We start from the raw sequence: 22,545 nt of genomic DNA on the forward strand, positions 1-22,545 counted from the left end.
GGGCCGAGCGGGGCACGGCGGACGGGCCCGGCGCCCTTCGACGGCGGCAATGCGAGGGCGGCGGCAGTGCGACGGCGAGGCCTACGCGCCCGGCGCCCGGCGCCACTTCTCATGGACGGTGACTGTACGGATCAGCCAGCCCGGTTCGGCGCGGTGCAGCTCGAAGGTGTAGCGGCCGCCGGTCACGAAGTCGGGCGTGGCGACCCCGGACTGCCCGGAATCCGTCCGGCCCGGGGCGCCCGCCTCCGGTCCGTCCGCCGTCCTCGGGGCCGGGCACATCGAATTGAGGTAGTCGGCCCGTACCTCGGCCCGGTCGCCCGTGTAGCCGCCCAGGTCCTCCAGGTCGATCCGGCGGTTGACGATCAGGTGCTGACGTACGGGGAAGAGGCGCATCGTCTCCTCCAGCCACCGGGCGATCTCGTCGGCCGGGCCCTCCACGCCCCCGGCGCCCCGGTAGTCGGCGCGGCCGTCCGGGGCGAACAGGGCGCCGTAGTCCGACCAGGCCCCGTCGTCGACGGCCACCGCGTATCCGGTGATCACCGCATCGATGGCAAGCCGGTCCAGCACGGTCGCGAGTGCCACACGCTGTGTCATCGGGCAAGTCTCGGTCACGCCGCCCGCCAGGCCAAGGGGCCCGCGCCGACGGGCCGCGTCCGGCGACCCGTCGACGCGTGGGAGAACGGCTCGGCGGAGCAGGGGAGCCGGCTCGGCGGAGCAGGGGAGTCGGCTCGGCCGAGCAGGGGAACCGGCTCAGCAGGGCACGACGGCGACCGGTCCCAGCGCGTGCGTGACCGCCGTCTGCGCCACCGGGGACAGCCCCAGTCCGAGCGACTCGCCGCCCTTGCGACGGCCGACCACCGTCAGGGCCGCCGTCGCCGACGCGGTCACCAGGGTGCGCGAGGCCGAACCGTTGACCGGCTCCCGGACGATCTCCACCTGCGGGTACTTCTCGTGCCACCCGGAAGTCAGCTCGGCCAGGGTCCGCGCGGCCGAGCCGGCGGCCTCCTGCCGGTCCAGGACGGGGCCGCCCGCGAGCATCGAGGAGAACATCGTCCAACCGTGCACGATCCGCAGCCGGGCGCCCGGCCGGGAGGCCGCGGTGGCGAAGGCGAACTCCAGGACCGCCTCGCTGCTCTCGTCGGCTGCCACACCCGCCACGATGTCGGTGAAGGCCCCCGCGTCCCCGGGACGGCTCTCGTCCCCCTCCGGGCGGTCCTCCTGCACGACCACGACGGGACAGCTCGCCATCGACGCGGTGGCGAGGCTGTTGGAACCGACCATCAGCGAGCGGAAGCCGCCGAGCCCGCGCGAGCCGACCACGATCATCGACGCGTCCCGGCCGAGCGAGACCAGGGCCGCCGACGGGAAGTCCAGCGGGGCCAGCGTCGAGGGCCGCAGCTCCGGAGCGATGAGCGCGCTCTGGCGCACGGACTCGGCCAGGAGGGCCTCCGCCTCGCGCCGTCCGGTCTCCTCGTCGACCTGCCGGGTGAGCGGGCGGACGTGGACGATCAGCAGGGGCAGCCCCCGCCGCACGGCTTCGTGGGTGGCCCAGTCGAGCGCCTGCCGACTGTGCGTGGAGCCGTCGACTGCGGCGATCACGGGAAGATCGTTGGTGGTCATGGCTCCGAGCGTACGTCGCCGGGCGGACGGCCCTCACCCGCGGTGGCGGACGCCGCGCACCCGCGGTGGCGGACGCCGCGCACCCGCGGTGGCGGACGGCGCGCACGCCCGCCACCGGACGGCGCGCACGCCCGCCACCGGACGGCGCGCACGCCCTGCGGCGGACGGTCTCTCAGTCGTGGTTGTGGGTGGAGGTGGCGTCCTTCGGGGTGTGCTGCGCCCGCCGTCACTGCCGCTGGCCACGACGGCGACGAGAGCCGCCAGGACCGCCACCACGGCGAGCCGGCCACCCACGCGCAGGGCCCACCCGGTACGGGCCCCGGTGGTCGTGCCCGGCCGGCCGGGCAGCTTCTCGGAGCGGCGGGCGGGCCGCATCAGGCGCAGGAGCAGCAGCGCGGCGATCGGGAGCTGGAGCAGCCAGACACTCGTGCGGAACCAGCCGTCGTACCAGACGTTGGTCCCGTACAGCAGGGTGTGCCAGACGCTGAGGACGTAGACGACGATCACGCAGCGGTGCAGTACCCGCCAGGTCTTCTGACCGATGCGGTGGCGCACGTAGAAGATCAGGCCGAGGGGGATCGCGAGGTAGAGGGCCGCCTGGCCGATGGGGATGGCGATCTTGCCGGTCCCCGAGTCGTAGCCGCCGGGTACGAGGGCCTCCACGAAGGCGGTGGCGACCGCGGAGTTCCAGGACGCGGTGTCGTGCCGGACCAGTTCGGCCCCGAACAGCAGGGCGTGGGCCGCGATCAGGGCGATGGTGTTGAGGCTCGTGGTGCGGTGCAGACGTTCCAGCCGGGGGCCCGACAGCGGCAGGCGGCCCGGTCGCGGCCCGGACAGCATCAGCCCGAGGATGACGGTCCCCCAGGCCCAGAGCAGGGCGGACCAGCCGAACGCCTGGCTGAGGAAGTACATCCAGAAGCCGCCCGCGTCGGCCATGAACGGCATCACGGTGACCGTGGACGAGGTCTTGTTGCGGATGCGTATGTAGAGCAGGACGAAGATCGCCGCGGTGATGAGGAGCGCCACCAGGCCGTCGGGCCACGAGGCCCGCAGGTCGGAGCGGAGCGTCGGCCGTCTCGGCTCTGCCGGCCGTCGGGCGGCGGGAACCCGGCCGTCGTCCGGTGCGGTGCTTCCGGGGGCCGCGGCCGCGGTTCCCGGTCGGACTTCGGTGGTCGGCGCGGTGCTTCCGGGCGTCTCGGCGGCCGCTGCCGGTTCAGGGGTGGGGAGCGGGTTCGTCATGCGGCCTCTTCGGGGCGGGGGGCATCGGGTGGCGGGGGCGGATGCGGCGGCCCCGGGCCACGAGGCGTACGCAGACGCGTTGTTGGAGCAGTCGGACGCTCGGAGGGGAAAGTTCCCGCTCTTCGTGTGTGATATGGATCACGTGTGGTTGCTGGTGGGGCAAACGCGGCGAACTCCCGTTGTTTCGGCATCTGGTGCTCTTCTCTCCGGGGTGGGTGCGACTGGCACGATGGCCGCTATGGGAGCCGGAACCGCACTCCGACTCGGACGCACCGCGCTGTTCGCGGTGGTGTGCGTCGCCGTGTCCGGACTCGGCCACGCGCTGATGTCCGGCGCGCCCCTGCCCGTGCCCGTCCAGGCCGCCGCGCTGCTGCCGGTGTGCGGGGCGGGGTGGTGGCTCGCCGCGCGGGAGCGGAGCGCTCCGGTGACCGTGACGGCGCATGTCCTGGGCCAGTTGGGGCTGCACGCCCTCTTCGCCTGCGCCGGATCCTGGCTCCCGTCCGGCTTCGGCGCGCACCACTCGGGCGGCGGGCGTCGTGCGTCGGACGCGATGAACCACTCCGCTCACGAGGTCCCGATCGGCGGACCGTCCGACCTGATGGGGCTTCTGGCCGCTTTCGACGGGGCGGTGTTCACCCTCGGCATGGCCGCCGCCCACGCGGTGGCCGGGCTGATCTGCGGCTGGTGGCTGTGGCGCGGCGAGGTCGCCCTCGCCCGGCTGGGCCGCTGTCTGGTGCTGTTCGTCCGGGCTCCGCTGCGGACGGCCTGGCGCCTGTGGTCCGCGACGCCCCCCGCACCCGCGCCGCCCGTCCGACGACGCGTCCGCCCCCGGCCCCGCCGCCCCCGGGACCTTCTCGCCCTGCACGCCATCTCCCGGCGCGGGCCACCGCACTCCCTCCCCTTCCTCTGACCTCCATCCGCCCTCCGGCCGCTGAGCGCCGGGGCGGCACGGGTGTGCGCCGCGCACACCCGTGACAGGCATGCCGGTCCACCGGGCCGCCCCCGACGGGGCCCGGGACCGGTCGCCGGAGCCGGGCGACCGCTGCCGCGGCTCCGCAAGGACGCGAAGGACTGCTGTGACACTTATCGCTCCCGCGCTACCGGCCGCCGTGCTACCGGCCCCCGCACCACCGACCGTCGCGAGGCCCGCCGCTCCCGCACCACCGGCCGTCGCGAGGCCCGCTGCTCCCGCGCCACCGGCCGTCGCAACGCCCGCTGCCGCCGCGCCGCCGACCGCCCCCCGGCCGCCGGTCATCCGGGTGTCCGCCACCCGCCCGCCTCGCCCCCAGGCCCCGGCCGCACGGCAGAACGACGGGCAGATCACCGACTGGGCGCTCGCCGCGGGCGGCGGGGACCGGGAGGCCGCCGACCGCTTCGTCCGGGCCACCTACGAGGACGTCCGCAGATTCGTCGCCTACCTCAGCTCCGACGTCCCCGGGGCCGATGACCTCGCTCAGGAGACCTACCTCCGGGCGATGAGCGGACTGGCCCGGTTCGGAGGGCGTTCCTGCGCCCGGACCTGGCTGATGTCGATCGCGCGACGCGTCGTCATCGACCGGCACCGCGCCGCCGCCGTACGCCCCCGGACCGCCGACACCGCGGACTGGCAGACCGCCGCGGAGCGCGCCCAGCCCCGTCATCCCGCCGGATTCGAGGAGTCCGTCGCGGTGCTGGACGCCCTGCGCCGACTGGACCCGGCACGCCGTCAGGCCTTCGTCCTCACCCAACTGCTGGGCGCGTCCTACGAGGAGGCGGCCGCCGCCGCCGGCTGCCCGATCGGCACGGTGCGCTCCCGCGTGGCCCGAGCACGCCGCGAACTCGCCGGGCATTGGCGTGGGGCGTCGGCCCCGGAGCACCGGCCCCCGCTCCCCGCATCGGCCTGACCGACCTGCTCCGGACGGGCACCTCTCAGCCGACGCCCGCCCGCGATCCCTCGGGGTCCCGGGCGGTGCGCCGTCGGCGGAGCAGGAACACGGGCAGCAACAGACACTGGAGGCAGACCGCCACCCAGAACCCCCGCGCCGAACCCGCCGCCTCCGCCGCCCCGTACAACTGCCCGCCCACCACCCCGCTGGCGAACGCGCCGATGCCCGCCGCCAGCCGTTGGCGACCGAACACACTCGCCGGGGCGGCCGACGAACGGGCCAGCGCCTCCAGGTCGTTCTTGAGGAAGAGCACGATCTCCCCGAGACACAGCAGCGCCCCGCCCACCGCGATCCCCGCGTGCCCCCCGGCCCCGATCGCCGCCATGCCCGCCGCCATCGCGCCGAACCCCCACCGCAGGGCGGCCGGGTAGCTCAGTGCGGCGACCCGTTCCGCCAGCAACGGCTGGCCGACGACGAGGAGGGCCGCGTACCCCGTCAGGACGGCCCCGTAGAAGGCCGCCGACGTCCGGGGGACCGCGTACAGCGCCAGGTAGTGCTGGAAGAACATGAACGCGTACACGCTCAGCACGGTCACCACGAACGGCGAAGGCCCGGGGCGCGGTGCACCGGAGTCCGGGGCCCGACCGGCGGCGGGCGCCGCGGAGGACCCGTCGAACGACCCGTCCTCGGAGGGCCGGTCCGCCGCGCCCGCCGGCAGCAGCGCGTGCCCGGCCCCCACGAGTGCGAACAGCACGGTGACGCAGGAGAACAGCACCCCGGGGGAGCCCATGACGAGTGGCGCGGCGGCCGGAGGGCCCAGTGCCATACCCGCGTTGAACGCCGAACCGCTCGCCGACAGCAGCCGGGCGCCGCGCCTTCGACGCCCCCTCCACCAGATACGCCTTGTTCGCCGGGAGGTACAGCGCCGCGCCCGCCGACACCAGCAGCAGCGCCCCGACCGCCAGGACCGGACTCGTCAGCCCCGGGACGAACGCGGCGAACCCCGCCGTACGCAGCCCCAGCGCCAGCAGCATCGCGCGCCGCAGCCCGATCCGCCCGGTCACCGGCCCCGCCACCACACCGCCGGCGAACTGGATCAGCGAGGCGACGGCCAGCACGAAGCCGACCGTGCCGAGGCCCAGGCCGAGCCGCTGGTGCAGCAGCACCGACATATAGGGCAGGACGGCGAAGCTGCCCAGCGTGATCAGGAACGAGCCCCCCAGCAGGAACCGCTGCGGGCCGGTGAGCGACGAGTGCCCCCTACGCCCCGGGGCGGCCCGGCCCGGCCGCCCCGGGCCCGCGCCGGCCCCCGGAGCTGCGTCCGTCCGGCCGGGGCTCACCTTCCCGGGCTCACGGCGCCCCGGCGACGACCGGGCGGACCCGGACGGCCGCGCTCCACGCCCGGTGCTGGGCCAGCTCCGCCGTCCGCGCCTCGGCCAGCACCATGCCCGTACAGCCCCGCTGGTCGCCGACGTGGAGCACGCTCTCGCCGGGCTCGCGGACCGGGAACCACTCCACCGCCCCGGGGAACGCCCCGAGTTCGTCGAGGCCGTGCCAGCCCTTCAGCACCCCGGGCCGCTCCGCGTACACCAGGACGAAGCCGTACGCGGGCCCTGCGGTGTCGAGCGGGGTGTCCAGCAGCGCCGGGCGGCGGCCGAGCGCCTCGTCCATCATGGCCGTGTAGACGTTGGTCCGCAGCGTCCGGCACAGCACCTCGCCGACCAGCGCGCCGCCGATCCTGCGGTTGATCTCCACCAACTCGGGCCCCTCGGGCGTCAGGACGAACTCCACATGGGCGAAGCCGCGCACGTGCCCCGCCGCCGCGAGGACCCGGCCCACCCACGCCTCGATCCCGGCCCGCTCCTCCTGGTCCAGCGCCACCGGGAACGCCGCCGCCTCCTCCCGTACCACCGCCGCCCGGGACGTCTGGCGGCTCAGCACCCCGAGCAGCCGGGTGGTCCCGTCCCAGCCGATGGTCTCCGCGCTGTACAGCGGACCGGCGAGGAAGGCCTCGGCGAACAGCTCGCCGGTCAGAGGCTGTCGCGCCGCCTCCGCCAGCGCCCGGTGCAGGGCCTCCTCGTCGTGCACGATCCACACAGAGCGCGAGGAGGTGCCCGCCGAGTCCTTCAGGACCGCGGGCAGCCCCACTGCCCGCAGCACCTCCCCGGCGCCTTCGGGACCCGGCGGGACGGATACGGCCGCACTGCGGCTCAGCCCGCGCGCGTGCAGCGTCTGACGGACCCGGCGCTTGTCCCGCAGCAGGGCCACAGCGCCGGGATCGGCGCCCGGGAGCCCCAGTTCGGCGGCCAGTTCGGCGGCCGGCAGGCTCCAGGTGTCCGTCGTGTTGATCAGCCCGGCCAGGCCGGGCACGGCGGCCAGGGCCCGGCGGGTGGCCTCCGAATCCATCGTGTCGACGTCCACGACGTCCAGCGCGTCCGGCGGCAGGACCGCCAGCTCGTGCCGGTAGACCGAACGGTCGCCGGTCAGCAGGCACAGCCGGTGCCCCGCTCCGGCGGCGGCCTCCGCCATCCTGCCCAGGCCGAAGGACAGAGACTCCAGTGCGGCGATCGTCATGGCAGCAGCTCCACGGTCGGTACGGGGGAGGGGGCGTCGCCCTCGACGGTCCTGGCGGCCTCCGGCGCGGCCCGCCCGGCCCACTCCATCACGGACCACGGCGGTCGCAGCTCGGCCGGCGACGCGATGGTCCGGGGCCGCAGCCCGGCCGGGTCCAGGGCCTCGGCATGCCGGGTGAACACCCGCTCCGCGTACCGGTGCCCGGTGTCGGCGCCCAGCACCAGATGCAGCCGGCCGGGATCGCGGGCCGCCTCCCAGGCCGCCGCCAGATGGGCCGCCCCGGTGGACAGGCCGGCGAACACCGCGTGCTCCCGCAGCAGTCCGACCGCGCCCGCCATCGCATGGCGGAAGTCCATCCAGTGGACGGTGTCGTACAGCTCGTGGCGGACGTTCCCGAAGGGTATCGAGCTGCCGATGCCCGCGATGATCGCCTCCGGGTCCTCGAACCCCTCGCTCCCGAACGTCACGCTGCCGAACGGCTGGATGCCCACCAGCCGCACCGACCGGCCCGACTCCCGCAGCGCGCGGGCCAGTCCACCGGTCGACGCACCCGTGCCCACCGCGCCGACCACGGTCAGCGGGCCCTCGGGCAGCGCCCCGGTGAGCAGCTCCGCGAACTCCCGGTAGCCCTCGTGGTGGACCTGGTCGTGGTACTGCCGCATCCAGTGGAAATCCGGCCGCTCGGCCAGCAGCCGGCGGACATGGCGCACCCGCAGCTCCTGGTCCAGGCGCAGGCTCCGCGAGGGCGGCATCGCGTCGACCGTCGCGCCGAGGATCTCCAACTGCGCCCGCATGGTGGCGTCCACGGTGGTGGAGGCGACGATGTGGCAGCGCAGCCCGTAGCGGTGGCAGGCCATGGCGAGCGCCAGCGCGTAGATCCCGCTGGAGCTGTCGACCAGGGTCTGCCCGGGGGCCACCCGGCCCCGGCGCAGCAGCGAGCGGACCGCGCCGAGCGCCGCGTACACCTTCATCGTCTCGAAGCGGGCGAGGACGACGTCGTCGGTCAGCCGGATCAGGTCCGGGGTCTTCACCGCGTCGGTGATGTGCTCGTGGACCGTCGCGACGGCCGGGCGCGCGGAAGCGTCCGGTCCCGCGGCGCGCGGACGGGCGTCCGCCCCGGCCCTCACTTGCGCCGCCCGCGCACGATCAGCCGGTCCGAGCGCTGGTCGTAGCCGGACGCGTCGAACCCGCCGAAGCACTCCACGTCGGTGAAGCCCGCGCTCTCGAAGAGGGCGTGCAGCTCGGCCGCCGAGTAGAGCCAGGAGGTGATGGACGCCGTCCGCGCGGTCGTGCCGCGCACCAGCGTCCAGTCCGTGCGCAGCCGCCGCCAGCTGTCGAGGACGGTGTCGCGCTGGAATACGTAGGCGCCGTCGGGCAGGTCGACCGCCTTCGGCCGCCCGATCCAGCCCGCCAGCACCTCCTTGCCCATCACGTCCACCAGGAGCTGCCCGCCCGGGGCGAGGCTCTCGTGGGCGTTGCGCAGCACCCGGAGGTTGTCCTCGGCCTCGTCGAAGTAGCCGAACGACGTGAAGACGTTCAGCACCACGTCGAAGGCGCCCGGCTGCCGGTACGCGAGCATGTCGGCGCGCTCCAGCCGGACCTCGGCGCCCGCCGCGTCGCAGGCGGCCCGTGCGCCCTTGAGCATGGAGGGCGACAGGTCGACCCCCGTCACCTCGTACCCGCGCTCCGCCAGCGGCACCACGAAGAGACCCGGCCCGCAGCACAGGTCCAGGACTCTCGTGCCCGGTGGGAAGTCCAGCAGGGGAGAGGACGCGACCAGGGCGGCGGCGGACTCGGCCCGCGCCGCCGAGAACATCGTCGGGGCGAAATCGGACCAGAGCGCGTCGTCCTCGTACCAGTGCATGCCTCGCGGCCTCCTCCCGGGCCCGGGGCCCGTGGGTGTCCTGCTGCCGTCGCCCCGGCAGCCGTGTCACGTCACCGGCCGCCGCTTCCGTCGCCGGGAGGGCCTCCCACACCCGGCGTCTCTCCAGTAGTCGGGCGACCCGACCGGGAAGTTCCCGGCGATCACCGGCCGGCGCCGGGGCCACCGTCCGGCGTCGCCCGGGCCTCACCGGCGGCCCCCGGGCGGTGTGCAGGCGACGTAACCGTCGTTGTTCGCCCGGTGTCATCCCCGGGTAACGGGCCCTTCCTAGATTCGGGGGTGACCGCAGCCCGCCCCCGCGTCCCTCCGGGAACGCCGTCCCCGAAGGGCCCCCATGACCGTGCCGCCCCCGCCGCCGGACGCTCCCGCCACCGACCGGGTGCGCACGGTCTGCTCGTACTGTGGTGTCGGCTGCGGGATCGTCCTCGACATCGCCGCAGGACCCGACGGCCGCCGCACCGTCGTGAAGGCCTCGGGGACAAGGAGCACCCGTCGAACGCCGGCCGGCTGTGCACCAAGGGCGCCACCGGCGCGGACCTCCTCGCCGCCCCCGGACGGCTGACCACCGCCCTGGCCCGCCCCGACCGCAGCGAGCAGCCAGCCCCGCTCGGCCGGGACGCCGCCATCGAGGAGACGGCGCGCCGACTGCGGTCCGTGCTGGACACCCACGGCCCCGACGCGGTGGCCCTCTACGTCTCCGGCCAGATGACGCTGGAGGCGCAGTACCTCGCCAACAAGCTGGCCAAGGGCTTCATCGGGACCAACACCATCGAGTCCAACTCCCGGCTCTGCATGGCGAGCGCGGGCAGCGGCTACAAGCTGTCCCTCGGCGCGGACGGGCCGCCCGGCTCCTACGAGGACTTCGCCCACGCCGACGTCTTCCTCGTCACCGGCGCCAACATGGCCGACTGCCACCCGATCCTCTTCCTGCGGATGATGGAGCGCGTCAAGGCGGGCGCGAAGCTGATCGTCGTCGACCCCCGGCGCAACGCCACCGCCGCCAAGGCCGACCTGTACCTCCGGATCCGGCCCGGCACCGACCTGGCCCTCCTCAACGGGCTGCTGCACCTCCTCGTCGAGAACGGGCACACCGACCCGGAGTTCATCGCCGAGCACACCGAGGGCTGGGAAGGGATGCCCGCCTTCCTCCGCGACTACCCGCCCGCCGCGGTGGCGGAGATCACCGGCATCCCCGAGGACGACATCCGGCAGGCGGCCCGCTGGATCGGCGAGGCGGGCGACTGGATGAGCTGCTGGACGATGGGCCTCAACCAGTCCACCCACGGCACCTGGAACACCAACGCGATCGTCAACCTGCACCTGGCGACCGGAGCGATCTGCCGTCCCGGCAGCGGCCCGTTCTCGCTCACCGGCCAGCCCAACGCCATGGGCGGGCGCGAGATGGGCTACATGGGCCCCGGACTGCCCGGCCAGCGATCGGTCCTGGTCGACGAGGAACGCGCCTTCACGGAGGAGCTGTGGGGCGTTCCGCCCGGCACCCTGCGCGCGGACGGCTCGGGCACCGGCACGATCGACATGTTCCGGCGCATGGCCGAGGGAGAGATCAAGGCCTGCTGGATCATCTGCACCAACCCGGTCGCCACGGTCGCCAACCGCCGGACCGTCATCGAGGGCCTGGAGGCCGCCGAATTCGTCGTCACCCAGGACGTGTTCGCCGACACCGAGACGAACGCGTACGCCGATGTCGTCCTGCCCGCCGCCCTCTGGGCCGAGTCCGAGGGCGTGCTGATCAACTCGGAGCGCACCCTCACCCTCTCCCGCCGCGCCACCGACCCGCCGGGAGAGGCCTGGCCGGACTGGCGGATCATCGCCGCGGTGGCCTGCGCCATGGGGTACGAGGACGCCTTCGGCTACACGAGCGCCGAGGAGGTCTTCGCCGAGATCACCCGGGCGTCGAACCCGCGCACCGGCTACGACCTGCGCGGAGTGACGTACGAGCGGCTGCGCGAGACGCCTGTGCAGTGGCCCAGCGCCGAGGTCGACGGTCCGGCCCGCAACCCCGTGCGCTACGTCAACGACGGCGTCAGCCAGGAGCTGACCGTACGGCCCGACGGGAGCGTGCCGAGGCTGGCCTTTCCCACGCCGAGCGGCCGGGCCGTCTTCCACACCCGCCCGCACCTGCCGCCGGCCGAGATGCCCGACGAGGACTACCCGTTCGTCCTCAACACCGGGCGGCTCCAGCACCAGTGGCACACCCTCACCAAGACCGCGAAGATCACGAAGCTGAACCGGCTGGACCCCGGCCCGTTCGTGGAGATCCACCCCGACGACGCCGCCGCCCTGGGCCTCGGCGAGGACGACGGCGTCGAGGTCGCCTCGCGGCGCGGCCGCGCGGTGCTCCCGGCCCGGATCACCGACCGCGTGCGGGCGGGGGAGTGCTTCGCCCCGTTCCACTGGAACGACCTGTTCGGCGAGTACCTCGGTGTGAACGCCGTGACCAACGACGCGGTCGACCCGATCTCGTTCCAGCCCGAGCTGAAGGTGTGCGCGGTCCGGCTGGCGAAGGTGGCCGCACCCGCGTCGCGCCGCGATCCCGCCGCGGCGCAACGGCCCTCGCCCACCGGTGGCCCCGGTCTCCCGTTCGTGGGCGGCACGCCGGGCCCGGTGAACACCTCGGGGCTGGTGGGCGCGCTGGGCCTGGTGGACACCGCCCCACCCGTCCTCACGGAGACGGAGCGCCGCTATCTGGCCGGATTCCTCGCGGGCCTGGGCACCCGGCCGGAGGGCACCCCGGTGCTTCCGGCGGGCGCCCCGTTCGCCCCGGATCACGCGCTGTGGGTCAACGGAGTGCTGGCCGGCACGTACTCCCGGCTCGCCGGGACGCCGGAGCCCGGGCCCGCCCCCGGGGCATCGGACGAACCGGGCCGGCCGGTCGTCGTGCTGTGGGCCTCGCAGACCGGCAACGCCGAGGAGGTCGCCGCGACGGCCGCCCGGACCCTGGCCGCCGAGGGGTACCGCACCACGCTCCTCGGCATGGACGACGGGGCGCCCGACGCCCTGCCGAGCCCGGCCGACCTCCTCGTCGTCACCAGCACCTTCGGCGACGGCGACGCCCCCGACAACGGCTCCGGCTTCTGGGAGGCGCTGAGCGCCCCCGGGGCCCCGGGCCTGGCGGGCGTCCGTTACGCCGTACTCGCGCTCGGCGACTCCAGCTACGACGACTTCTGCGGCCACGGCCGCCGTCTGGACGAACGCCTCGGCGAACTGGGCGCGGAGCGGCTGGTCCCGCGCACCGACTGCGAACCGGAGTACGAACAGCCCTTCGGCCAGTGGCTCAAGGAGGTCCGGGCCGCGCTGGAGGCGACGACGGCACCGGAAGGGACGGCGGAGCCGACGGCGGCCGCACCGCCCGCAGCGGCGGCGGCGGAGTCGCCGGTCGGGACGGCCCCCGCCCGTCCCTCCCGGGCCGCACCCGTCACCGCCCTCCTCACAGGCAACCGCCTCCTGAGCCTGCCCGGCGCGACGAAGGAGGTCCGTGCCTTCACGATCGACACGCGGGGCGCCGACACCCCCCTGACGTACACGGCCGGGGACGCGCTGGGCGTCCAGCCCCTCAACTCGCCGGACCTGGTGGCGGAATGGCTCGCCGTCACCGGACTCGACCCCGCCGCCGAGGTGGACGTCCCCGGGCACGGCCCGGTCGCCCTGGAGACGGCCCTGCACCGCCACCTGGACATCGCCCGCATCACCCCGGACCTGCTGCGCCTGGTCGCCGACCACACGGGGGACCGGTCCCTGAAGAAGCTGCTGCGCCCCGACAACAAGGGCGAGCGGGACCGGTGGATCTGGGGGAGGCAGGCCGTCGACGTCCTCGCCGAACACCCGGTACGCGCCACGGCCGCCGCCTGGGCCGAGGTGCTCGGGCCGCTGAGGCCCCGGCTGTACTCCATCGCCTCCAGCCCGCTCGTGGACCCCCACCGGATGCGGCTGACCGTCTCCGTGATCCGCTACGAGAGCCACCGCGGCCGGACGCGCAAGGGCGTCGCCTCCACGTTCCTCGCCGACGCCGCACCGGAGAGCCCTCTGTCCGTGTTCGTCCAGCGCAACGAACGCTTCCGCCCGCCCGCCGACCCGGCCACCCCGATGATCATGGTGGGACCGGGTACCGGAGTCGCCCCGTTCCTGGGCTTCCTGGAGGAACGCCGGGCGCTCGGCCACGCCGGCGCCAACTGGCTGTTCTTCGGCGAGCAGCACCGCGCCACGGACTTCTACTACCGCGACGAACTCGACGCGCTGAGCCGCTCGGGCACCCTGACCCGGCTGGACACCGCCTTCTCCCGCGACCAGCGGGCCAAGGTCTACGTCCAGGACCGGATGCGCGAGCACGGAGCCCAGCTCTGGTCCTGGCTCCGCGACGGCGCCCACCTCTATGTCTGCGGCGACGCCTCCCGCATGGCCAAGGACGTCGACCGGGCCCTGCGCGACATCGCCGTCGCCCACGGGGGACTCGAACCCGACGCGGCGGCCGCGCAGGTCAAGCAGCTAGCCTCGGACCGCAGATACGTGCGTGACGTGTACTGAACGAGGGAGCGCGGCCCATGGGGTGGACGGAAGTACCGGTGGACACCGAGCCGGTGGCGGGCGCCGTCCTGCTGATCGGCATCCCGGGCAGCGGCAAGAGCACCGTGGCCGCGGCTCTCGCCGCCCGCTTCGCCGCCTCCGCCCACATCGAGGTGGACGCCCTTCAGGAACTCATCGTCTCCGGCGGCCGGTGGCCCTCGCCCGACAGGGACGAGGAAGCGGACCGGCAGATCTTCCTCCGGGCCCGCAACGCCTGCCTGCTGGCGCACAGTTTCGTCGCCGCGGGTTTCCTCCCGGTCATCGACGACGTCGTCGTACGCCGTGCCCATCTGGACTTCTACCGCGCCACGCTCACCGGCGTACCGCTGCACTGCGTGGTCCTGGCCCCGGGCGCCGCGAAGGCCATGGAGCGCAACCTCGCCCGGGACAAGTCGCTGACGACGGACTGGTCCCCCCTGGACGACGTCCTGCGCGCCGAACTGGCCGACGAGAAGATCTGGATCGACAGCGCGGAGCTGACCGTGGACGAGACGGTCGACGCGGTCCTGTCCGCCACCGGCCTGACGCCTTCGGGGCCCTGACGCTCCAGCGGCCGACGGCCTGGGGGAGCGGGCGGCGCCCGCCGGTGGGCTGCCCCGAGGCATGTGAGACTCCCGTGGGGGCATTCGTACCCATTCCGGCTGGTCGCTGTCGACAGCCGCTCCGACGGAGAAGTGCGCAAGAAAGTAGGTCCGGTACCGGTGGACAGACCCAGCGCGGTCGAGCGCTCCCTGCGCGAGGCCGCGCCCCATGAGATTCTCGATGTGATCCGCTCGGAGATCGAGCGCCGCCATGGCGCCCGGGCGGTGGAGCTGCTGCTGGCGGACTACGCCATGACGAGGCTGCAGCCCGTCGGGGTGCTTCCGCACACGCGTCCACCGGTGCCGGTGCACAACAGTGATCCGGGCCGTGCGTTCGGCGCCCAGGAGCCGCACTGTTCGTACGACCACTCCGCTTCCACCGTGACGGCTCACCTCCCGGTCAGCGTCCGGGGGGACCGCTTGGGCGTCCTGAGCGTCACCCTGGGGGTGGAAGGAGGCGCCGATCTGGCCGCCGACGTGCTGGAGGAGCTGCGGGAATGCGCCGATGCCCTGGCGCACGAGGTGGTCGTCGCGGAGCGGGACACCGACCTCTTCCTGCAAGCACGGCGGGCAGAGCGTCTGACGCTCGCCGCCGAGATGCAGTGGCAGCTACTGCCCGGACGGTCATGCGCCCGGCCGGAGTACAGCCTGGGCGCCCAGTTGGAGCCCGCCTACGCCATCTTCGGCGACAGCTTCGACTGGTCGGCGTCGGCCGACGACCTGTATGTGACGGTCAGCAACGGCATGGGCGAAGGGATCGACGCCGCCTTGCTGACGAACCTCTGCGTCAACGCGCTGCGCAACGCCCGCCGCGCGGGCCTGAGCCTGAGCGACCAGGCCTACCTGGCCGATCAGGCGGTGTACGGGCAGCACGGAGGAAGCCGGCATCTGTCGACCCTGCTCTTCCGCTTCCACCTCCCGACCGGGGATGTGGAGGTCATCGACGCCGGTTCACCGCGGGTCTGGCGGGTGCGCGGCGGTGTGGTCGAGCCGATCGAGCTGGAGGAGCAGATGCCTCTGGGCATGTTCGAGGACACTGCCTACCGTCCGCAGCACTTCCGGGTCGAACCCGGGGACCGTCTGCTGTTCATCAGTGACGGCGTCTACGACGCGCTCTCCCCGGGCGGTGAGAAGTACAGCCTTCGCGCACTCGCCGCGTCGATCAGCAGCACCCGTCTGCTGCCTGCTCCGCAGGTGCCCAGAGTGATGCTGCAGGAACTGCTGGGACACCGCGGGTCCGGCCCCGCCGCGGACGACTCCCTCGTGATGTGCCTGGACTGGCACGGCCGTTAGGGCGGCTGCGGTCGTCGAGGTCCTGTCGTCAAGCTTCCCTCGTCGACCGAAGGGCGGCCCTGCGGGGTCGGGCGGGGGTTCGACGGCAGGTCTGGGCCTTCGGATGCGGGGTATGTGGTTGCCAGGTGAAGACCCTGCGACCTTCCACGCGGTGGGGCCCGTGTGGAAGGGGGGCGGGTTGTCAGGCGGCGACGGGGTGAGGGATGGTTGCCTTCAGGCAATCGTCTAGTTGATGAGGTGAGGGATCCGCCCAGCGGGTCCTCGATATTTGGCTTCCACCCAAGCGCGAACCCTTGCGGACACGCGGTCGGACTCCCCGTGGGGCCGGCCCCCGTATCCGGTGCTGGTCGCTGACGCCCGAGGCGTGGTGGTGCGGCGCAATGACGCGGCCGGCCCCCTTCTGCCTGCCGCGGTCCCCGGGGCATCCCTGGCGGATGTGGCTCCGGCCTGGCTCTGTGCCGCACACTCCAGGCTCGCCTCCGCCGGCCCGCACGCCGTCCCGGAGACCGGAGCGACGGTGCGCGGCGACATCGACGGGCTCCACTTCGAGGCGCACCCCACGGTGCGGGGCGACGGCTCGGTGGCCTGGTGGCTGGTGGATGACACCGCCCATCAGCTCGTCCGGGAAGCTCTGCGCAGGGAGCGCGAGCGAAGCGCGTTCCTCGCGAAGGCGTCCAACGTTCTGCTCGCCTCCCTCAATCTCGGACGCTGCATGGATGTCACCGCGCGCATGGCCGCCGAGAACCTCGCCGACGCGGCACTCGTGATCGCGCCGGCGCGTGGTCAGCGCCTCCCGGTGGTGACCTGTGTGCGCGGCGGTGTCCCCGCGACGACCACGATGACGGGGGAGCTCGACGGCGTGCCGGGGCTGGCGGAGGCGCTGCGCGGGTTCCCCCCGGTGCCCTCGCGCTGGATCGACCCGGCCGCGGCCCCCGGGTGGATGATGCCCGAGGGGTTCGGGCCGGTCGGCTCGATCGTGATCACCCCGCTGCCCGGGCACGGCGTCCCGGCCGGAGCGCTCATCCTCCTGCGCGCGACCGAGACCGCCGTTTTCAGCGACGAGGAGGAGGTCTTCGCCCGGTTGTTCGCCGCCCGTGCGGGAGCGGCGATGTCGGCCGCCCGGCTGTACGCGGAGCAGAGCACGATCAGCGACATGCTGACGCGTGAACTCCTGCCCCCGGTCCTGCACCAGATCTCCGGCGTGGATTTCGCCGGCGGCTACCGGCCCTCGGCGGACCATGAGCGTATCGGCGGTGACTTCTACGACGTCCACCCGGCGACCGTCGAGGGCGAAGGCTCCCTGGTTTCGCTCGGGGACGTGTGCGGCAAGGGCCTGGAGGCCGCCGTGCTGACCGGCAAGATCCGCAACACGCTGCACGCCCTGCTGCCACTGGCCGACGACCACCAGCGGATGCTCAGCCTGCTGAACACAGCGTTGCTCAGCTCCCACCACACCCGCTTCGCGACCATGGTCCTCGCCTCAGCCGTACGCCGCGGCAGTGCGGTGGACCTCAAGCTCACCAGCGGCGGCCACCCCACCCCGCTGATCATCCGCGCGGGCGGCACCGTCGAGGAAGCCGACACCCACGGAACCCTGATCGGGGCCATCCCGAACGTCTCCGCCAGCACCGCCGCCGTGTCGCTGGCCCCCGGGGAGTCCTGCGTCCTGTACACCGACGGCATCACCGAGGCCAAGGGCGGCCCGATGGGCGACGACCTGTTCGGGGACGAGCGCCTCAAGCGCGCGCTCGCCGGATGTGCGGGTATGCCGGCCGCGGGGATCGTGGAACACGTGCAGATGCTGGCCGCCCAGTGGCTGGGCGACCGACCCCACGACGACATGGCCGTCGTCGTGATCTCCGCGCCTCGCACCCACCATCTCAGTGCGGTGAACGGCCATACCCGGGGCAGGTTCACCGCATGAGAACGACCACCCCGCCCCGCCTTGCCCAGGCCGAACTCGTGGAGCAGTCGGCCAGGCTTCTGTGGGACGCCGTCTCGACCGCGGACGAACACGCGGCCGCGGAGCTCGTGCTGCGCATACTCGACGACGGGGCCGACCCCGAGAGCGTCCTGCTGGACGTGATCGCCAGGGTGCAGGGCCACGTCGGTGAGGAATGGGCGGCCAACAGGCTCAGCGTCGCCCAGGAGCACGCGGCGACCGCCATCAACGAACGGGTCGTCGCAGCGGTGAGCGGGCACCCCGCCGCCCGCGTCGCTGCCACCCGGGGCCGGATCACCGTGGCCTGTGTGGACGGTGAGTGGCACGGGCTGCCGGCCCGCCTGCTGGCCGAAGTCCTGAAGCTGCGCGGCTGGCGAGTCGACTATCTCGGCGCCCAGGTCCCCACCCCGCACCTGATCGTTCACCTCCACAACACCCGGGCGGACGCGGTCGCGCTCTCCAGCTCCATCGCCACCCGGCTCCCCACCGCGCACGCGGCGATCACCGCCTGCCAGGCCGTCGGCGTCCCCGTCCTCGTCGGCGGCGCAGCCTTCGGGCCCCGGGGCCGATACGCGAAGCCGCTGGGCGCTGACGCCTGGGCCCCCGACGCCCGCGCCGCCGCCGACCTCCTCGCCGAGGAGCCGCTTGCCAGGCCGGAGACCGACCACCAGCAGTTCGACGACCTGCCGCACCTGGCCGACCAGGAGTACACCGTGGTCTCCCGCAGCGGCGCCTCGCTCGTTCGTCACGTTCTCACCGCACTGGAGGACGCCTTTCCCGCGATGCGTGCCTACAGTGATCTGCAGCGCGAGCGCACCGCGGAAGACCTCGCGCACATCGTCGAGTTCCTCACCACCGCCCTCTACCTCGACGACGAGGAACTCTTCACCGGGTTCATCGCCTGGACCGCGCAGGTCCTCGTGGCCCGGGGCGTCCCCGCGTCGAGTCTGCCGCCGGCCCTGGATCTCCTGGCCCGCGAACTCAAGGACTTCCCCCGGGCCTCCCGTATCCTCCGGGCCGGGACACGCACCCTTTCCACCGCCCATCACACCGCCGCCGGGAACACCGTATGACCACACACCCCGACCACCTGCGGCTGACCACGGTCGACGCCCAGGACAGCGTCCGCATCGAGCTCCATGGGGACCTCGACCACGACAACGCCGATCTCCTCGTGCAGGAGGCCCTCGCCCAGCTCACCGCACGGCCCACCCTGACCGACCTGCACCTGGGATGCGCGGGCCTCCGGGCCGTCGACTCCACGGGACTCAGCGCCCTGCTGATGATCAGTCGCCGTACCACCGAGGCAGGGGTGTGGATGCACCTGGACGACCGGCCGGCGAGACTGGACCGGCTCCTGGCCCTCACCGGTACCCTTGACCACCTCACGGCCCCGCCCCCGACCGGATCGGTCGCCGAGGGAAGCCCCATGCGGGCCCGGTCCACCGGACCGGAGAACACCACCTGAGCCACTGCCCGGCCCTTCACCGGGCAGAAGCACACACCCGACGGGCAATCATGACCGCAGCAGAGGCCGCTTCCAGCAGGGCCTGGCAGGAGGCCACCCACTCCGCGAGCTCCATCGTCGAACTCCTCGACGTGATGTGGGACCACGCCAGAAACGCGACCACGGGCATGACAGCACCCGGCTCCACATCCCAGCTCCGCCTGATGTACGTCGTCGACCGTGGAGAGGGCGTACGGATGCGCACCGTGTGTCAACGCCTGGCCTCCGCGCCTCCGACCGTGACCCGCATGTGCGACCGTCTGCAAGCCATCGGCTTCCTCGAACGCCTGCCGTGCCCGGACAACGGCCGCGAGATCATCCTCCGGCTCACTCCTACCGGCAGAGAGCACCTGCAACGCATCCGCGAACAACGCGACGCCATGCTCCACCAGGCCATCGCCGGCATGCCCCCCGGCGAACGCGGCGCTCTCGCCCGGGGCCTGGCGGGACTGCAGAAACAGCTCGACTCCGCCCATGGCGAGGAACACCCCACACCCGGCAACCACTCCGCAGCCTGAACAGCGGGTGTCCCGTCCGTCACGCGCCGTCGTGCGCGTGAGCCGCGCGTCACCGAACGCGGGAGCCGAACGAACAGAGGTCGGCCCCCGGCGTTGTCAGACCCCCGCCGTACGGTGGGGACCATCTATCCGCGCTGCTGGCTGCTGCGCTGCTGGATCGCCCCGCCCGGCTGCTCCCGGGCGGGGCGCGCAACGCCTACGGGGTGGTGCCCGCCGACTCACCCGCGTGCGGGCTGAGCACCCCGGCCCAGATCAGGATGAAGAGGACGATGCCGAGGAGGATGCGGTAGATGACGAACGGCATGAAGCTCTTGGTCGTGATGAACTTCATGAACCACGCGATGACGGCGTATCCGACGAAGAACGCCACCACGGTCGCGAAGATCGTCGGGCCCCAGGAGATATGCCCCTCGCCCACGTCCTTGAGCTCGTAGGCGCCCGAGGCGAGCACCGCGGGGATCGCCAGCAGGAACGAGTAGCGGGCGGCCGACTCGCGGGTGTAGCCCATCAGCAGACCACCGCTGATCGTCGCGCCCGACCGGGAGACCCCGGGGACCAGCGCCATCGCCTGGCAGAACCCGAAGATCAGACCGTCCCTGACCCCCAGCTCCTTGAGCGTCTTGCGCTCCTTCACCACCCGGTGCTTGCCGCCCGACTCGTCGCGCGCGGCCAGCCGGTCGGCGATGCCCAGCACGATGCCCATGCCGATCAGCGTCGTCGCGATCAGCCGGAGATCGCGGAACGGCCCCTCGATCTGGTCCTTGAGCGTGATGCCCAGTACGCCGATGGGGATCGAGCCGACGATGACCAGCCAGCCCATCTGGGCGTCGTGGTCACCGCGCATCGCACGGTCCGTCAGCGAGCGGAACCACGCCGACAGGATGCGCGCGATGTCCTTGCGGAAGTAGATGAGCACCGCCGCCTCCGTGCCGATCTGGCTGATGGCGGTGAAGGCGGCCCCCGGGTCGTGCCAGCCGGCGAACGCGGCGGTCAGCCGCAGATGGGCGCTGGAGGAGATCGGCAGGAACTCGGTCAGTCCCTGAACGAGTCCCAGGACGAATGATTCGAACCAGCTCATGGGGCTTTGGCCATCCCGGAGGTGATCGTGCATCGGCCACGGACGACTGGGCCCGTCGGCTGCGTGCGGAGTACGGAGTGCGGTCAAGGACAACAAGGACATCGAGGTCGCGGGCAGCGTATCGCCCGAAGGTAAACGTCAGGCCTACTGCACCGGTCGTCCACGTGCCGCCGTACGCTCAGCTCTCCGGCGTGTCGCGGCCGAGCCGGTGGCGCTTGCGCCAGGCGACCAGCGCCCCGCCGAGAGCGGACAGCACGATGAAGGCCATGGCGGCCAGGAAGACCGGCGAGGTCGGCGACGCGGCCTCGCTGCCGGCTATCACGTACGCCGCCGTGTTCGGGATCGACCCCAGCCCGGTGGCCAGGAGGAACGGCGGAGCGCTCATCCGGGAGGTCGCCGCGCAGTAGTTGGCGGCGGCGAACGGGACCCCGGGGAAGAGCCGCAGCGCCAGGACGGACCGGAAGCCGTGCCGGCTCAGCACCCCGTCCGCGGCGGTCAGCAGCCTCCCGCGCAACAGGGTCCGCAGCGCGTCCTGGCCCAGCACCCGGCCCAGCATGAACGACACACCCGCGCCCAGCACCGTGCCCGCCAACGCCGCCGCGAGACCCGCCTGCGCGCCGAACAACGCGCCCGCGGCGATGTTGAGCAGCGGGCGCGGCACGAACGCCACCGTCAGCGCCCCGTACGCCAGCCCGAAGAGCATCGCGGCCGTGCCCCCGGTCAGCTGGTCCGGCCAGCCCGACGCCAGCAGCCGCTGCGGTTCGAACAGCAGCATCGTCGACGCGGCCCCCAGCAGGACCACCACGAGCAGCGAGAACCGGGACCACGGCGACAGCAGCGCCCGGGAGAGGCGCAGGGCGGGACCGGTGGCGGGCCGGGCGGAGGGGACGGGGTCGAACATTCGGGGAGAGTAACCGAAAAGGCTGTGTGATCGCCGTAATGTGCCTCGCGTGAACCCCGCCGCCGACGCCCACGACCCGCCGGACAGCACCCTCGCCGACACCGTCCTGGAGCGGCTCGTCGCCGTCTACGCCCCGGCCGCCGACCCCGTACGGGCCGAGGGAGCCGCCGCGTACATGAAGCACGTCGCCCCCTTCCTCGGGATCCCCACCCCCGAGCGCCGGGCCCTGTCGCGGACCGTGCTGGCGGGCGCCGGGCGGCCGGACGAGGCGGACTGCACGGCGATCGCGCTGCGCTGCTGGCGGCTGCCGGAGCGGGAGTACCAGTACTTCGCCGCCGACTACCTGCGCCGGTACGTGGGCCGCTGCACCTCGGGCTTCCTGCCCGTCCTGCACCACCTCGTGACCACCGTCCCCCGGTGGGACACGGTCGACGTGCTGGCCGCGCATGTCGCGGGACCTCTGGTCGCCGCGGATCCGGCGCTCGCCCGGGAGATGGACCGGTGGATCGACGACCCCAGCCTCTGGGCGGCCAGGACCGCCCTCCTGCACCAGCTGCGCTACCGGGAAGCCACCGACACCGACCGGCTCTTCGGCTACTGCCTGCGCCGCGCGGACCACCCCGACTTCTTCCTCCGCAAGGCGATCGGCTGGGCCCTGCGGGAGTACGCCAGGACCGACCCCACCGCCGTACGCGACTTCGTCCAGGGAGCCGGGACCCGCCTGTCGCCGCTCTCCGCGCGCGAGGCGCTCAGGAACCTCTGAGGCGTCGGGAAAACCATTCGACGCCGACGCCCCGCCCGGCCATGATCAGGGGCATGTTCCGGTACGCCTTCCCCGCAGCGCCGTCCGCAGTCGCGGACGCGCCGAAGGCTGCCGCGAACGACGCGGCCCTCGCGGCGGCGTTCTCCGCGGAAGCGGCAGCGTGCACCGCTGCCGCAGCGCCCATCGGCGGCGCCCGAAGCT

At 73.4% G+C, this 22,545-nt stretch carries 16 protein-coding genes and 3 pseudogenes; 10 read left to right on the forward strand and 9 right to left on the reverse strand.

Annotated elements, in window-relative coordinates; all coding sequences use genetic code 11:
• Positions 1 to 81: 81 nt before the first annotated feature.
• From AC3CH1_RS32030 to AC3CH1_RS32040, 3 genes and pseudogenes are all read right to left on the reverse strand, one after another.
• A complete protein-coding gene (locus tag AC3CH1_RS32030) occupies positions 82 to 594 on the reverse strand; it encodes a nuclear transport factor 2 family protein (protein WP_488466054.1) in 513 nt (170 codons plus the stop codon).
• 156 nt (positions 595 to 750) lie between these two features.
• The gene (locus AC3CH1_RS32035) at positions 751 to 1,620 is read right to left on the reverse strand and encodes a universal stress protein (protein ID WP_488466055.1); all 870 of its coding nucleotides are present in this window, start codon (positions 1,618 to 1,620) and stop codon (positions 751 to 753) included.
• Positions 1,621 to 1,792: 172 nt separating this feature from the next.
• Positions 1,793 to 2,859: pseudogene (locus AC3CH1_RS32040) on the reverse strand (ferric reductase-like transmembrane domain-containing protein).
• 238 nt (positions 2,860 to 3,097) lie between these two features.
• Between AC3CH1_RS32040 and AC3CH1_RS32045 the strand changes: the two are divergent.
• Entirely contained in the window at positions 3,098 to 3,769 is a 672-nt protein-coding gene (locus tag AC3CH1_RS32045) for a hypothetical protein (protein ID WP_488466056.1), read from the forward strand.
• Positions 3,770 to 4,118: 349 nt separating this feature from the next.
• Entirely contained in the window at positions 4,119 to 4,742 is a 624-nt protein-coding gene (locus AC3CH1_RS32050) for a sigma-70 family RNA polymerase sigma factor (RefSeq protein WP_488466057.1), read from the forward strand.
• A gap of 25 nt (positions 4,743 to 4,767) precedes the next feature.
• Here AC3CH1_RS32050 and AC3CH1_RS32055 read toward each other — a convergent pair.
• The 4 genes and pseudogenes from AC3CH1_RS32055 to AC3CH1_RS32070 all read right to left on the reverse strand — a co-directional run bounded on the left by AC3CH1_RS32055 (position 4,768) and on the right by AC3CH1_RS32070 (position 9,162).
• Positions 4,768 to 6,064, reverse strand: a pseudogene (locus tag AC3CH1_RS32055) (MFS transporter).
• A 10-nt stretch (positions 6,065 to 6,074) separates the two neighbouring features.
• The gene (locus AC3CH1_RS32060) at positions 6,075 to 7,298 is read right to left on the reverse strand and encodes an ATP-grasp domain-containing protein (RefSeq protein WP_488466058.1); all 1,224 of its coding nucleotides are present in this window, start codon (positions 7,296 to 7,298) and stop codon (positions 6,075 to 6,077) included.
• Positions 7,295 to 8,425, reverse strand: a complete 1,131-nt coding sequence (locus AC3CH1_RS32065; RefSeq protein ID WP_488466059.1) for a pyridoxal-phosphate dependent enzyme — start codon at positions 8,423 to 8,425, stop codon at positions 7,295 to 7,297. Before AC3CH1_RS32065 ends, AC3CH1_RS32060 begins: the two co-directional genes overlap by 4 nt.
• Positions 8,422 to 9,162: a class I SAM-dependent methyltransferase gene (locus AC3CH1_RS32070; RefSeq protein ID WP_488466060.1), complete on the reverse strand. Its 741-nt coding sequence runs from the start codon at positions 9,160 to 9,162 to the stop codon at positions 8,422 to 8,424. The genes AC3CH1_RS32065 and AC3CH1_RS32070 overlap by 4 nt, the downstream gene beginning before the upstream one ends.
• Before the next feature lie 352 nt (positions 9,163 to 9,514).
• Between AC3CH1_RS32070 and AC3CH1_RS32075 the strand changes: the two are divergent.
• The 7 genes and pseudogenes from AC3CH1_RS32075 to AC3CH1_RS32105 all read left to right on the forward strand — a co-directional run bounded on the left by AC3CH1_RS32075 (position 9,515) and on the right by AC3CH1_RS32105 (position 19,602).
• Positions 9,515 to 13,722: pseudogene (locus tag AC3CH1_RS32075) on the forward strand (bifunctional nitrate reductase/sulfite reductase flavoprotein subunit alpha).
• Positions 13,723 to 13,739: 17 nt separating this feature from the next.
• Positions 13,740 to 14,303, forward strand: coding sequence for an AAA family ATPase (locus AC3CH1_RS32080; RefSeq protein ID WP_488466061.1), 564 nt, complete (start codon positions 13,740 to 13,742; stop codon positions 14,301 to 14,303).
• Between the two features lie 159 nt (positions 14,304 to 14,462).
• Positions 14,463 to 15,635, forward strand: coding sequence for a PP2C family protein-serine/threonine phosphatase (locus AC3CH1_RS32085; RefSeq protein ID WP_488466062.1), 1,173 nt, complete (start codon positions 14,463 to 14,465; stop codon positions 15,633 to 15,635).
• Between the two features lie 370 nt (positions 15,636 to 16,005).
• On the forward strand, positions 16,006 to 17,559 hold the full coding sequence (locus tag AC3CH1_RS32090) for a PP2C family protein-serine/threonine phosphatase (RefSeq protein WP_488466063.1): 1,554 nt from the start codon (positions 16,006 to 16,008) through the stop codon (positions 17,557 to 17,559).
• Complete coding sequence (locus tag AC3CH1_RS32095; protein WP_488466064.1) at positions 17,556 to 18,650, forward strand: cobalamin B12-binding domain-containing protein; 1,095 nt, start codon at positions 17,556 to 17,558, stop codon at positions 18,648 to 18,650. Before AC3CH1_RS32090 ends, AC3CH1_RS32095 begins: the two co-directional genes overlap by 4 nt.
• The gene (locus AC3CH1_RS32100; protein ID WP_488466065.1) at positions 18,647 to 19,045 is read left to right on the forward strand and encodes an STAS domain-containing protein; all 399 of its coding nucleotides are present in this window, start codon (positions 18,647 to 18,649) and stop codon (positions 19,043 to 19,045) included. Before AC3CH1_RS32095 ends, AC3CH1_RS32100 begins: the two co-directional genes overlap by 4 nt.
• 50 nt (positions 19,046 to 19,095) lie before the next feature.
• The gene (locus AC3CH1_RS32105) at positions 19,096 to 19,602 is read left to right on the forward strand and encodes a MarR family winged helix-turn-helix transcriptional regulator (RefSeq protein WP_488466066.1); all 507 of its coding nucleotides are present in this window, start codon (positions 19,096 to 19,098) and stop codon (positions 19,600 to 19,602) included.
• Between the two features lie 196 nt (positions 19,603 to 19,798).
• Here the strand turns inward: AC3CH1_RS32105 and AC3CH1_RS32110 are convergent, their stop codons facing one another.
• Both AC3CH1_RS32110 and AC3CH1_RS32115 read right to left on the reverse strand, forming a co-directional pair.
• Positions 19,799 to 20,680, reverse strand: a complete 882-nt coding sequence (locus AC3CH1_RS32110; protein WP_488466067.1) for an undecaprenyl-diphosphate phosphatase — start codon at positions 20,678 to 20,680, stop codon at positions 19,799 to 19,801.
• A gap of 178 nt (positions 20,681 to 20,858) precedes the next feature.
• Entirely contained in the window at positions 20,859 to 21,581 is a 723-nt protein-coding gene (locus AC3CH1_RS32115) for a TVP38/TMEM64 family protein (protein WP_488466068.1), read from the reverse strand.
• Positions 21,582 to 21,630: 49 nt separating this feature from the next.
• Here AC3CH1_RS32115 and AC3CH1_RS32120 point away from each other — a divergent pair, with 49 nt between their 5' ends.
• Positions 21,631 to 22,344, forward strand: coding sequence for a DNA alkylation repair protein (locus AC3CH1_RS32120; protein WP_488466069.1), 714 nt, complete (start codon positions 21,631 to 21,633; stop codon positions 22,342 to 22,344).
• Positions 22,345 to 22,545: the final 201 nt, after the last annotated feature.

The organism is Streptomyces sp. MGP-P1 (genome assembly GCF_057766565.1).

What these genes read in the sequence shown, in the direction of transcription:
- AC3CH1_RS32035 (WP_488466055.1), bottom strand. Translation starts at nt 1,620, where the DNA reads ATGACCACCAACGATCTTCCCGTGATCGCCGCAGTCGACGGCTCCACG.
- AC3CH1_RS32110 (WP_488466067.1), bottom strand. Translation starts at nt 20,680, where the DNA reads ATGAGCTGGTTCGAATCATTCGTCCTGGGACTCGTTCAGGGACTGACC.
- AC3CH1_RS32060 (WP_488466058.1), bottom strand. Translation starts at nt 7,298, where the DNA reads ATGACGATCGCCGCACTGGAGTCTCTGTCCTTCGGCCTGGGCAGGATG.
- AC3CH1_RS32045 (WP_488466056.1), top strand. Translation starts at nt 3,098, where the DNA reads ATGGGAGCCGGAACCGCACTCCGACTCGGACGCACCGCGCTGTTCGCG.
- AC3CH1_RS32080 (WP_488466061.1), top strand. Translation starts at nt 13,740, where the DNA reads ATGGGGTGGACGGAAGTACCGGTGGACACCGAGCCGGTGGCGGGCGCC.
- AC3CH1_RS32100 (WP_488466065.1), top strand. Translation starts at nt 18,647, where the DNA reads ATGACCACACACCCCGACCACCTGCGGCTGACCACGGTCGACGCCCAG.
- AC3CH1_RS32105 (WP_488466066.1), top strand. Translation starts at nt 19,096, where the DNA reads ATGACCGCAGCAGAGGCCGCTTCCAGCAGGGCCTGGCAGGAGGCCACC.
- AC3CH1_RS32115 (WP_488466068.1), bottom strand. Translation starts at nt 21,581, where the DNA reads ATGTTCGACCCCGTCCCCTCCGCCCGGCCCGCCACCGGTCCCGCCCTG.
- AC3CH1_RS32095 (WP_488466064.1), top strand. Translation starts at nt 17,556, where the DNA reads ATGAGAACGACCACCCCGCCCCGCCTTGCCCAGGCCGAACTCGTGGAG.
- AC3CH1_RS32030 (WP_488466054.1), bottom strand. Translation starts at nt 594, where the DNA reads ATGACACAGCGTGTGGCACTCGCGACCGTGCTGGACCGGCTTGCCATC.
- AC3CH1_RS32070 (WP_488466060.1), bottom strand. Translation starts at nt 9,162, where the DNA reads ATGCACTGGTACGAGGACGACGCGCTCTGGTCCGATTTCGCCCCGACG.